This is a genomic window from Microcoleus asticus IPMA8, assembly GCF_013179805.1.
Taxonomy (GTDB): domain Bacteria; phylum Cyanobacteriota; class Cyanobacteriia; order Cyanobacteriales; family Microcoleaceae; genus Microcoleus; species Microcoleus asticus.
This window is the reverse complement of sequence record NZ_SRRZ01000177.1, coordinates 1-11,862: the sequence shown is the minus strand read 5'-3', so window position 1 is coordinate 11,862 and position 11,862 is coordinate 1. Positions and strand designations below refer to the sequence as shown.

Here is an 11,862-nt window from a genome sequence, read left to right as displayed (position 1 = left end):
ATCGTGCACACTAGCTAATTTAGGATGATTACATTTACGTCAAGGAGCTTAACTACACAGAGGCTTTGATTGTTTTCGGAGATGTCTAATAGCTTCAGAAGAGTTGAACCTCCAAAACCTTCTGTTCCTGGGCCCACGTTGAAACAGAAGCAAACCAGTGCAGAAAACTGGTTTTCATCGATCTCAACTTCAACGGCATCCTCAACATAGGATTCAAACTTTTCTAAATCTTCCCTCAGCAATTCTTCTGCTTGCGTTTGGCTAATAGTCAGTTCTGGATAAACATCATCGCCAGTGTGTCCGTAACCAATTGTCCAAACTCCACCGCCATCATCATAAGCAGTGAGTTCACATCCTTCAAAAGTAGTGAGAAGCTTGAAACCTTCTTGATTGATATGCTTTGAACCTCTTGCTTCTACCACATCAGGAGGTTGTTCGTCTGGAGGATGAATATGATATGTTTTAGCCACACTGAAGCTTAAAGCATCAATTAATGCTTTTACTTGCCCATTAGTCTCCGTGACTTTAATAGCTAGGTCGTCTTTGATTTCGTATACGCGACCATCGCCGAAGAGTTCCAACGATCTTTTTGGCATTTTAGTTTTTCCTTTTTACAAGGTAGGTTCAGTCAAAAGAGGCATCTTGAGTATCCGAACGCAAAAGTTTTGCCTATTTTCAAAATGAGTGAAAAGAGTCTATTAATTAATGATTTCGATCGAAAGTCTTGGCTTGACGGGTAATTTGGTTATTATATAGGTCTGTTCCACAGTAATGTTCGCGATTTACGCAAACCTTTACAAAAATTCATTCACCTTGACAATCGGCTTACCGAATATCTCTGATTCACTACGCGCAGTTTTGGCTCATATTCTGCAGATGTAACTCATCTTATTGCAATAGTCCGGACAGTTTTTAATTCGCAGTCTGAAACCCTGGATTTCCGGGAAAGTAATTCGATATGTAAAGCTATCATCAAAAAAGCGATCGCTTCGTCAGGACTTACGCACAAAGTGCTTTGACTCGCCGCGAATTATAGCGGCTTCAGTCCTCGGATTTTATGAGGACTGAAGTCCGAACGATCGAACCAGTTTTACTGTTCTTAGCTACACAATGTAAGGAGAATCGATCGCCTTTGCCCGGTTAATCGCCACCAATGTCTGGTAAATCAAAACCGAAATCTCAGCGCGGGTAATATCCCGCTGCGGCGAAAGCCAATCGCGGGAAGGATAATTAACCACAATCTTCAAAGCAGTTGCTGTGGCGATCGCACTCAAAGCAAAATTAGGAATTTGAGAGCGATCGATGTAAACTTTCAAAGAATCAGGATTGCCACCCTTAAGTTCCAAACCGTTAACCAAAGATACGATCGCCTCAGCCTTAGTCAAATTCTGATTCGGGCCGAACTTCAACCCCGGAAACCCCGCCAAAAACCCCCCCCGATTTGCCCGTTCGATCGCACTTCTCGCCCAAAAACTAGCAGAAACATCAATAAAATTTGTAGCCGGCACTCTCGGAATCGGACTAAACGCACTCACCAACAGCGCCGCATATTGAGCGCGGTTTAAACTGTCATCAGGCCTAAAAGAACCGTCAGGAAAACCGCTAATTATATTCGCCGCAGCCAAAGCTTCAATAAACTTCTGTGCCCAATGTCCAGAAATATCGCTGAACACCGCACCCCCGATATTCGGATTGCCGCCGCCCTTTCTCACCGCAGCTTGCACAGCTTTAAAAGCATTCACTTTCCCGTAACCAAACCAATCGCTGCGGCCGTTGTTAGGATCGTAATTTCCCATCTGATTGCCCAACTGGGGATCGGGATCGGGATCGACAATTTTCTCAGCAGTTTGTTCGAGAATTCCCCGCACTTCCCGCGCTGTCAAACGGGGGTTAGCCGAAAGTATCAACCCTGCAACCCCAGCGACTACTGGAGTGGCGCTGGAAGTACCGCCAAAAGTATCAGTATAGTCCCCCCAGTCGTAGCCCCGATCGCCCACTCGATCGGCAGTAAACACCCCCAAACCGGGCAAATACTGGGTCACCTCCGGGGGCGTGCCGATAAATCCGGTTTCGGGCAACCAAGTTCCCGGCGGCGCGTTGTTGCTGGGGGCGCAAACCGAGATGCTGGTGCCCCAATTGCTGTAGGCTGCTTTTTTGTTGAGAGAAGTGGAAGCGCTGACGGCAATTACGTCTGGGTGAACGGCAAATCCTGCCAGCCATCTAGTTTGACCGCCCAGGACGTTGTTGGGCCAGCCTTTTTCGTTAACAGTACCGTTGACTGGGCGGTTGGCATTGCCCGCAGCGAACAGAATAACGCAGCCTCTGCCGCCCCGCCCTTGGGTTGCTGCTTTGGTGATGACCGCACTCTGCCGCAGGGAAAGGGGATAGTAAACTGCTGAAGGCCCCCAACTGCAAGAAATGACGGCGGCACCTTTTTCGATCGCCCAATTAAACATTTTTTCGACAGAATTGTCATCGAGAAAACCCGTGGTACGGATGGGCATCAGGGCGCAGCCGGGGGCGACGCCGACAATGCCTTTGCCGTTTTCTTCTGCAACGGCGACGCCGGCACAACTTGTGCCGTGGTTGTCTGAGTCGGCGACTGGCATCGGGGAAGTGTCGCCGTCTTTGAAATCGATGGGTGAGACGATTTTGCCTTGGCCTTGAAAATCTGGGTGGGTGATGTCAACTGAATCGTCGGCGATCGCAATTACGATCGATCGAACTCCGCGAGTCATGTCCCAAGCTGGTTCGGCATAAATTTGAGCACCGCCGACAAGTTCCTTGCCGCCTTTGTTGTTTAGGTACCACTGTTTGGGATAAAGCGGATCGCGGGGCGTGTAATGCTGCTGCGTCTCTACTAAAATGTTGGGTTCGGCGATCAAAACTTCTGGATATCTTGTCAGGCGGTTGGCAATTTTGACCGGGTTTTCTGTTGCTTGTTTTGTGACTTCGCAGACGAAAGTGTTGGGAATTCCTTCTACTGGCCGGACTATTTTTAAAGCTGCTGCATTGGCGATCGCCTTTCGCGATTGTTCATCTACTTGTTCGCCAAATTGAATGGTAATTTGGTCGGTTAAATAAAAGAATGTACTCGGATTGTTCGCGGGGCAATAGACGTGGCTGGCAAAAGCTACAGCATCGCTGGCGCGGGCTGTTTGCATTGCTGCTTCTAGGCTAGAGGGCGCAACGAGATATTCTTCGAGATTGCTTTGGCCGACGCGACGGTTGAGTTTTGCCCCAGTTGTTGCAGCCCAATCGTTTGAGGCTGATGCTGTTGGTGAGGGGCGGACTGTAAAGCGATCGTCCGCTTTTGACAGCAGCAATTCATCGCCGCCGCGCTGTAAAATCACTGCTAGACTTTCATCGGGGACTCCGATACCTTGATAGTTTTGGAGAGTGTCGGAGGTCGGTTTGCTTGGTTGTGCCATCAGAAATGTTCCTATTTAATTTTAACTCTTTTGGGGTAAGTCCCGCGCTGTAATTGTACTCAATTCAGCGTCGGGATATAAGCCAAGCAAGGCTTGTGAAAAAGATCGACAAGTTCCTATTTCTCTAGCAAAAAACGTGTAAAATATAAGTGGTTGCGACCCACCCACTCGACTGCAAACAACAGGCTACAGTAGCAGTAAGATGCTTGCCAAGGACAACTGCGAGAGAAAGGGGGAAAGAACAGACCGCTGGTTGACAAGGTACGCCCTGTTGTGAAATATAATCCATGTTTGTTGTACGAAATAGTTTTTTGCCTTGGGAAACAGGGTTTCTGCGTGGGTTCCCTACGAAGGGATAAAGGGTGTAAAAGCCCAGAGATGCTGTGTCAGACTCGGATCGTCTTCAGTGACGAATACCCAGTAATAGGATACCCAACAGAGCAACGGCAAACGAGACACGAAGCCCGAACTATAACGGTATTCCGTTTAGTTTGGATATTTCACTCCTGTCTTACTATATTCTCAAGAACAGGCAGGATGCCTGTTCCACAAAAACTGAATTTTATTCTTGTGGGGTGGGCTTCTAGCCCGCCCGTAAAAGGTTTATTAACAATGATTCAGCAAATCCCTCAAACTCACATCTTGCACCATTGTCAATAAGCCTTTTCTAAACAAGCTTTTCGGCCTGTGAAGCGAGAAAATTTATCTTTTGTGGAACAGGCCGAAAAGCCTGTTCTTGAGAATGGTGCAACATCTCAGTCAAATAAACACACCAGGATTAACATTAAAAAAATCCTCCCATCGAGTAATAAAATATGCCGGGGAGTCACTTCTCGATCTGGATATTTTGATTCGTATTCTTCGATCAACAGCCCCCAGAGACTCAGTAAAGTTTCTTCTTCTACTGTTAATTCTTCCTTAGACATCAGGAAATCGACTTCTGCGAGGGCAAGATCATTATCTTCTTCGTTCAGGATTGGCTTAGGCTGAGATTTCGCCAGTAGTTGACCGTAAGCTGTTCTTTCAATTGCGATATTCATGGTTCGTTCGATTGTTGAATTAGATCGGGACTTACCCATCAAAACCAAAGAAACCGGGTTTTCCACCATTTTTAATGCCTCAAAGGCAGTATTTAGGTAAAAAAAACCGGTTTCTGCGTCCAGGACTAGATTGCCGGGATCTGTCCCATCCCCCGCGATGTCCTTGTTCAATCCCAAATCTAAAATCCCAAATCGATCGCGCACCCTTTGACATTTCAAAAAATTTGGTTTACACTTAGCCGGTTGCGATCGCCAATGGTAAGATCGGCTCAAGCTAAATATTTTTTTAAAGCGCACAGGCGCAAAGTAATTTCATGGTATACTCTGGAACTGTTTGCTGGCTTCGCTCCACTGCCCGGATTACGATCGGGGCGATCGCAGCTTTTACCCTGTTGCAACCGCTCCAAGTCCAAGCACAACAACCTTCTGCGCCAGAGAACCAACCGCAAGTCGAACCCGCCGACGACCCCACAGACCCCAACAATCTCCGCCCTCTAACGCAAGACAGCAGCCTGCTGAGTGTCCAGGGAGGTCAGCGTTTGATGACAGAAGCCAGCAGTGCTATTTCCGATCAGAATTACGCACTCGCTACTCAAAAACTCCAAGAATCCCGCCAAATTTTCAATCAACTATCCAACTTCTACCAACAACTGGGGAGCAGTTTTGCCGGAATTGACATCCGCTTGGCCGAAAGCCACCGCACCAAAGCTGTAGAAACAGCCCAAATGCGCGACGAAGCTACCTACCGGCTGGCGTTGGTACACCGGGCGCAAAATAAGCCCGAACTGGCTGTGCCCCTGCTGATTCAGATTATTCGATCGCAGCAGCCAACTCGCGACTTGGGCAAGAAAGCTTACCAGCAGTTACTGGAATTGGGTTTTGTGGATTCGCCCTTTCCCCGGCCGGCCAGCAGTCAACCGAGTTCATCGACCAAATAGTTCCCCTAAAATCTAAATTACAGCCGTTTATCAGAGAAACCTATGGTTACACCGTCTCAAGTAGCAGAAATGATTAAGGCAGGGTTGCCCGACGCTAAAATACAAGTTGACGATTTGACCGGCGGCGGCGACCACTACCAGGCGAGAGTTGTCTCTGCAGCCTTTGAAGGAAAAAGCCGAGTACAGCAGCACCAACTGGTTTACGGCGCTCTCAAACAGGCAATGGCTAGTGAAGCCATCCACGCTTTGGGCTTGGAAACCTTAACTCCGGCAGAATGGGAAGCGAAAAGTCAAGTTGCTTAATTGTTGAGTAGCAATTGGGTATCGCAAGTTGGTGCTGGTGTCAAGAGTTGCTTGCGAGACAACTGCTGCACTTACGCACGAAAACCAAAGAAACCGGGTTTTTTAACCGGAATCTATGGCTGTAACGAAAGATTTTCGTAAAAAACCCGGTTTCTGCGTCAGTCAACGTTTAAAAATTTTCAAACAATATTAGGAGCTACCATGACTACAGCAGCACATGAAAGAATTGACGAGTTGGTTAAGCAAAACAAAATCATGGTGTTTATGAAGGGCAATAAGTTAATGCCCCAGTGCGGTTTCTCTAATACTGTGGTGCAAATTCTCAATACTTTGGGAGTGCCTTACGAAACTGTTGATGTTTTGGCAGACCAGGAAATTCGTCAAGGCGTTAAAGAGTATTCCCAATGGCCGACAATTCCCCAAGTCTATATCAACGGGGAGTTTATTGGCGGCTCGGATATTATGATCGAGATGTATCAAAAGGGCGAATTGCAAGAAGTTGTAGAAGTCGCTTTGGCTTCTTAAATACAAGGAAGGGAAAGGAGAAAGAAAGTTGTGAGTTTTGAGTTTTAATTTTGGGGTGAAAGACTGAAAAAAATCTTAGTTCGGAACTCAAAACTTTCCCAATTTTCTAACTTTAACAACAGTAGGGCGGACACGGCCCGCCCTACTAAACATCAATTTTGAAACTACAGCTTGCAACTTCCTGACTGAACTTTTATACCAAAACTGGATTTTCTGAGCCCTTCAATCATTCTGGTAATAGCTGTGGGTATCAAAAAAGCTATTACCAATTACCCAATAATCAGCGGGTTTATTAAACCGAATTTGGTATTAATAGTAGTCTGATTCAGTTTGTGTCTGTGGCATTGCAAAATTGGATGGGTCGTGAATGTAACGCGCTGCTTCTTCCTCTAGTCTGTGAATCAGATAGGGTTCCAGACCGTTGGAATGCCGCAGGGCTGCTAAATAGCCATCTAAGTAAAGCCGCAGGTCATCAAAGCGATAACCTCTATTCCACATTTCGACGAGGGCGTCGGTGAGTTTTTGGTAGTGCCTGATTGTTTGGGTGTCTTGTAGCATGGTGTGAGGTTGAAATCCTTTGTGGTTTGTATAATGACGGCGGGATTTAGGAACGGCCTCGATTGATGCTGATTGGCTCAGCTTGAGGCTATTTCTAAATAAAAGTTTTTACCCTGCTCAACAGGCTACCCTCCATAAAAAATTTCACTCGCTGCAATGCAGTGGCTCGACTTTTTTGCGCGCACCTAGATAATCCGCCGTGCGTTTAATTGAGTCGGGGTGTTGCTGAATTTTGCGGTCAAAGTGGGTGAGTCTTCCGGCTACCGAGCGAACGGTTGGAGGAATTCTAGTTTCAGTTGCGCGATTTGTCAACCTCCTATGGGTGGCGGCTGGGCCGGGGGGTTCGGTTGTGGCAGGCGGTTGGGGCATAAGATCGATCGGCTTTACACTGTCTTATTTTCATTGTAAGCTCATCGCCAGAATGATTTAACCTTTCTGCGGACTGACGAGCCCAAATTGACCAAATTTTTTAAATTCATCCCCTCGGTTTGTTCTCCGCTTTAAACGGAGCTAATGCTTGAGTAGCGCTGGTTACAAAACCTTGACAAAAGCTCTGTTAACCTGGTAGCCATTAGTGATAAGGGAAGCTCGCCTCTGTGGAATCTGCAAGTATTTCAATTGTTGAAGGGAATCCGCACCTGCGATCGCTCTTGGGCTGGCATCTACAGCAAGTCGGTCACTGGGTGCACCAGTCAGCGGATATCAGTCACGCTAGGGAAATATTTTTCAGCCGCCAGCCAACCCTAGTCATTCTGGATGCCCAATTGCCTGATGGGGACGGTTTGGAATTTTGTCACTGGCTGCAACAGCAGCAGCAGTCGCTGATTTTGATGCTGTCGGCGCGGAATTCGGAATCGGATATTGTTGAAGGTTTGAAGGCGGGGGCAGACGATTACCTGACTAAACCCTTTGGGATGCAAGAGTTTATGGCCAGGGTGGAAGCTCTGATGCGCCGCAACCGCACAATGATACCGCCGGCGACCCTGGAGTGCGGGCTGCTGAAAATTGATTTGGTGCAGCGCCGAGTCAGGTTGTACGAAGAACATATTGAGCTGACTCCCCAGGAATTTAGCTTGCTGTACGTGCTGGCTCAAGCTGGAGGAGTGCCGCTGTCGCGCTCTGATTTGCTGCGGCGGGCGTGGCCCGATGCTATTGATAACCCCCGGACGATCGACACTCACGTACTCTCTCTGCGTAAAAAAATCGAAATCGACCCGCGACAGCCGAGCCTGATTCAAACTGTACGGAATGTCGGCTACCGACTGAATCTGGAGTTGTTGAATGGGAGTCAACGGCATTTACCGCTGGTACCCGGAGCTGTGAGTTCTTAAACTATTATCGGGCTATAAGTCGGATTTTATGTTGGGAATTGATTGGCGATCGCATCGGTTTTCGCCGCCATAATAAAGTCATTGCGATGCAGTCCAGAAATCGCGTGAGTCCACCAAGTAACGGTAACTTTCCCCCACTCGGTTAACAGTGCGGGGTGATGTCCTTCCGTTTCTGCTGCTTCGCCGACGCTGTTTGTAAAGGCGATCGCACTTTTGAAATCCGGGAATTTGTACGTGCGTTCTAATTGGGGAATGCCATTTTTTTCGATAAAATCCCAGTCGGGAATTTGAGATTTGAGGTTGACAATTTCGTAAGCTGTGACGCGGGGAGAGTTTGGGCGGCAGGCGGCACAACTTTCTTTTGCTAAAGGTTCCATAAATGGCTTGTTAGCGAGAAGATGCTAAAAGATATTATAGACATTTTCTAATCGCAGCAAGTAGCTGGGCGCAACGTAACTAGCAAAAGAGGCAGAGGCGATCGCTGTTTCGCTCAGAAGTTATAACACCCGTTTCATGTTATTATAATATGCTAATCGGATTTTTAGTAGTGAGTTTACTACACTAAAAGTTTGTTTTTAAAGTTCAATTCACGATCGGTCGATCGTCCTTTTTAACTTATACTAATTAAAAGAGCGATCGCACTTTCGAGTTAACATCCTGAGTGAATTTTCTTGTGGGGTGTCTCGCCCGCCAATAAGCAACAGGATTTCGGGCTTGTTCCACAAATAATGAATTTTCTTGTGGTTTAGAAACAGGCTTTCCGGCTTGTTCCACAAATAATAAATTTTCTTGTGGGGTGTCCCGCCCGAACAGGCTTTCCGGGCTGTTCCACATTAGATGCACCACAGTTTACTCACTCTCTTCTTCAACTTTTTCTACGTCAACCGCCGCTTTCAAAAAAGGACAATCCTGACAAGAATGGAGTTTCAAAACTTCCTCGCTTTTGAAAACTCGTTCCAGAGGGCAGCGCGACTCTTCCTCTGTATTTTTGTCAAAATAGAGGTGGAAACCCACTAAACCGAAAGTCAGCACTAGCCCCGCAGAAGAATTGAGAGCACCGACTACAGTACCGACAATCGCCTCTCCAATCATCCATTGATGCTGTTTTGATAACTTCATAAACCATTTCCAACTCAACTAAATTGAGTGTGGAATTTCGGGATACCCGAAGTCAAAGAATGGCTGCAACTGTGCTACAATCGGCATTAGGGATATTCGGGACGGTCATTCGGTATCGGGAATCCCGAAACTTTCCCGAAACTTTTTTTAGCAACTTACTTTTAAAAGCTATGCCCAATCAGGGAGAAGGCGAGAAGTCTTGGCAGCGAGTCAAGGATTTGGTGGAGGCGCTGCTAGATTATGCGTTAAACAATACAAATCGCATCTCTAATCTCCACGCCGAATGGATAGGTGAGACTACCGACTTGCACGTCACGGCGAAGCTGGAAGCCCTGCGCCACTTGCTGAAAGATAGAGGCAGCTTCAAACCAAATAAGACAACATCTGACGATCAAGTTAAAAAGTATATCGGTGAGGTACTTAATGATGTACTCGAAAAAAAGCTGAAAATTCTGAAGAATCACATCCCGGAGTCGGCAAGGCGGGGCAATCCAAATAAGAATTTTACTCTGAAGCTGTGGAGTAAAGAGGACAAAGCAAAGAATTTAGAAGAGTTGGCAAAAGTGTGGGGCGGTGCACCCGATATCAGTATTCAGATAAATAGCCGGCAAAATAGTGAGGGCAAAACCGAGAGTAATGCTGCGACAGATTTCCCTCCCGACAAAGTAATTAGGGTGGCTTTTTCTCAGATGCCTGAGTCGGTGCCTGTGTGGAAAGGGCGCGATACATTGGTGGCAAATTTAACGGCAAAATTAGTCCAAATTCTGCCGGATGGAACTTCGCCGCCGAAGGTATTGGCGATTATCGGGCAAGGCGGTATGGGCAAAACGAGTTTGGCGATTAAACTTGTAGAAGGATTGGGGGTTAATTGGCAACAGTCGGTTTCTCAAGCAGGGAAAAGTTTGCTGGCTGGCGGTTATGAGTGCGTGATGTATTTCAAGGCACTGGAGGGAACCAGTTTTGATGATGTGGCTGGGTTTCTGTTAAATGAAGGTTTGGGGATTCAGGACGCAGCAGAGTTGAAAAAGCCAGAGGAAAAGATTGCAAAAATTATGGTTGGTTTGCAACAAACTCGCTGTCTTTTGGTACTGGATAACCTAGAACCTATTTTGCATCCGGCTGTTGAGGCGGAAAATCCTGACTGTTTGGATTCGCCGCAGGTACATCGAGCAATTTCACCGGATTGGGGTAAGTTACTGAATGCTTTGGTTTATCAGCAGCACCAATCGCAAACGATTTTAACCAGCCGGGAAGTGCCTAGAGATTTGACAGATACCCGCTATCCGGGGTTAGCGCCGGATGCGGAATTGGTGCATATCGAACCGTTGCAAGGTGTGGATATGGCGGCCACTGTGGAGATTTTGCAGCGACAGTTGACTGATAAATTAGCTGATTTGCAGTGGATATCTCAGCGGGTTGGAGGTCATGTTTTTTTGTTAACTCAATTGGTGTCTCTTGGCAAGGGAAGACCTGGATATTTGCGGAAGCATCCTGAATTGGTAACGAAGAAGGTGGAACCGATGTTGCAAGAACAACTGGCAAGGCAAAGTGAAGCGGCAAGAGATTTGCTGCGTCGGATGTGTGTTTTGCGAGTGCCGATAGATGTGAAGGGTTTAACTTTTTTGCGGCTGTATGCGGAGGATGTTGGACAAGATCCCCGCTTGGAATTAGCAGCAGAATTAGAGGAACCTACGGAATTTACAGAGGCAGAAATTAGCGAGACAGCAGCAATTTTAGAGCGATTAGTGGGTGCTAGTTTGGTGCAGAGTCGCTATGACGAGGATAAATGTGAGGATTTTTACGATTTGCACCGGGTGATTGAAGAGTTTTTGCAAGGGAAATATCAACAGGAATTGCCACAACTGCTGGAAAGTGTTTATAAGTTTTACTGCACTGGTAAAAATGTGGACAATCCTCAAAGCTTAGCAGATTTACAAGCTGTTCTAGAAGCTCAACATTTTGCCTTTAGGTTGAGCAACTACCGCGAAGCTTACTACTTAATCCCAGATACATACTTAACAAGGTGGGGATACTGGAATTTATCAAAAGAATTGTACGAACAAATATTACCTTATATTGCAGGCGAACGACGCTCTTATTGCTTGCTAAAATTAGGTGAAATTCATCGGAATTTTGGGAATTGGGATTTAGCAGAAAAATATTTTAAAGATGCGCTAGCCATCGCAGAAAAAGAAAATAATCAGAGCAGCATTGCTAATTCATTAGGGATGTTGGGAGATATCGAGCGAAATCGCGGTAATTGGGATGAAGCAGAGAAACTCTACCGCCAATCTTTGGAAGTTGAAACAGAATTGGGCGATCGATCGGGCATGGCATCTTCTTGGGGATTGTTAGGAAATATCGAGGAAAATCGCGGCAATTGGGATGAAGCTGAGAAACTCTACCGACAATCTTTGGCATTGAGAACAGAATTGGGCGATCGCTCGGGCATGGCATATTCTTGGGGAGTGTTGGGAGATATCGAGCGAAATCGCGGCAATTGGGATGAAGCTGAGAAACTCTACCGCCAATCTTTGGCATTGAGAACAGAATTGGGCGATCGCCAAGGGATAGCAATGTCGATCGGCTGTCTGGGAGAAAATGAACTCCGTAGAGG

General features: G+C 46.7%; 13 protein-coding genes. 5 read left to right on the top strand and 8 right to left on the bottom strand.

Annotated features, from left to right (window positions below; translation table 11 throughout):
* Nucleotides 1–14: 14 nt before the first annotated feature.
* The 3 genes from E5S67_RS29250 to E5S67_RS32840 form a co-directional block, all read right to left on the bottom strand.
* On the bottom strand, nt 15–596 hold the full coding sequence (locus E5S67_RS29250; protein ID WP_172192608.1) for a lysozyme: 582 nt from the start codon (nt 594–596) through the stop codon (nt 15–17).
* A gap of 507 nt (nt 597–1,103) precedes the next feature.
* Nucleotides 1,104–3,431, bottom strand: a complete 2,328-nt coding sequence (locus tag E5S67_RS29245; protein WP_172192607.1) for a S8 family serine peptidase — start codon at nt 3,429–3,431, stop codon at nt 1,104–1,106.
* Nucleotides 3,432–4,186: 755 nt separating this feature from the next.
* On the bottom strand, nt 4,187–4,690 hold the full coding sequence (locus E5S67_RS32840; RefSeq protein ID WP_216670790.1) for a hypothetical protein: 504 nt from the start codon (nt 4,688–4,690) through the stop codon (nt 4,187–4,189).
* A 95-nt stretch (nt 4,691–4,785) separates the two neighbouring features.
* On the opposite strand from E5S67_RS32840, the gene E5S67_RS29235 reads away from it, so the two are divergent.
* The 3 genes from E5S67_RS29235 to grxD all read left to right on the top strand — a co-directional run bounded on the left by E5S67_RS29235 (nt 4,786) and on the right by grxD (nt 6,237).
* Nucleotides 4,786–5,409, top strand: a complete 624-nt coding sequence (locus E5S67_RS29235) for a hypothetical protein (protein WP_172192606.1) — start codon at nt 4,786–4,788, stop codon at nt 5,407–5,409.
* A 42-nt stretch (nt 5,410–5,451) separates the two neighbouring features.
* Nucleotides 5,452–5,712: a BolA family protein gene (locus E5S67_RS29230; protein ID WP_172192604.1), complete on the top strand. Its 261-nt coding sequence runs from the start codon at nt 5,452–5,454 to the stop codon at nt 5,710–5,712.
* Nucleotides 5,713–5,913: 201 nt separating this feature from the next.
* The gene (grxD, locus tag E5S67_RS29225; protein WP_172192602.1) at nt 5,914–6,237 is read left to right on the top strand and encodes a Grx4 family monothiol glutaredoxin; all 324 of its coding nucleotides are present in this window, start codon (nt 5,914–5,916) and stop codon (nt 6,235–6,237) included.
* 309 nt (nt 6,238–6,546) lie between these two features.
* On the opposite strand, the gene E5S67_RS29220 is transcribed toward grxD, so the two are convergent.
* Together E5S67_RS29220 and E5S67_RS29215 are read right to left on the bottom strand one after the other, a co-directional pair.
* The gene (locus tag E5S67_RS29220) at nt 6,547–6,795 is read right to left on the bottom strand and encodes a DUF6761 family protein (RefSeq protein WP_172192600.1); all 249 of its coding nucleotides are present in this window, start codon (nt 6,793–6,795) and stop codon (nt 6,547–6,549) included.
* Nucleotides 6,796–6,939: 144 nt separating this feature from the next.
* Entirely contained in the window at nt 6,940–7,164 is a 225-nt protein-coding gene (locus E5S67_RS29215) for a hypothetical protein (protein WP_246277035.1), read from the bottom strand.
* Between the two features lie 227 nt (nt 7,165–7,391).
* Between E5S67_RS29215 and E5S67_RS29210 the strand changes: the two genes are divergently transcribed.
* Nucleotides 7,392–8,126 (top strand): response regulator, encoded by a 735-nt coding sequence (locus E5S67_RS29210; RefSeq protein WP_172192598.1) that lies wholly within the window; start codon nt 7,392–7,394, stop codon nt 8,124–8,126.
* A 26-nt stretch (nt 8,127–8,152) separates the two neighbouring features.
* On the opposite strand, the gene E5S67_RS29205 is transcribed toward E5S67_RS29210, so the two are convergent.
* The 3 genes from E5S67_RS29205 to E5S67_RS29195 all read right to left on the bottom strand — a co-directional run bounded on the left by E5S67_RS29205 (nt 8,153) and on the right by E5S67_RS29195 (nt 9,245).
* The gene (locus E5S67_RS29205; RefSeq protein ID WP_172192596.1) at nt 8,153–8,503 is read right to left on the bottom strand and encodes a 4a-hydroxytetrahydrobiopterin dehydratase; all 351 of its coding nucleotides are present in this window, start codon (nt 8,501–8,503) and stop codon (nt 8,153–8,155) included.
* Between the two features lie 247 nt (nt 8,504–8,750).
* Entirely contained in the window at nt 8,751–8,972 is a 222-nt protein-coding gene (locus E5S67_RS29200; protein WP_216670789.1) for a hypothetical protein, read from the bottom strand.
* A gap of 3 nt (nt 8,973–8,975) precedes the next feature.
* A complete protein-coding gene (locus tag E5S67_RS29195; protein WP_172192592.1) occupies nt 8,976–9,245 on the bottom strand; it encodes a hypothetical protein in 270 nt (89 codons plus the stop codon).
* A gap of 59 nt (nt 9,246–9,304) precedes the next feature.
* Here E5S67_RS29195 and E5S67_RS33725 point away from each other — a divergent pair.
* Nucleotides 9,305–11,862, top strand: a 2,558-nt coding sequence (locus E5S67_RS33725; RefSeq protein WP_246277034.1) for a tetratricopeptide repeat protein, incomplete at its 3' end; no start/stop codon positions are given.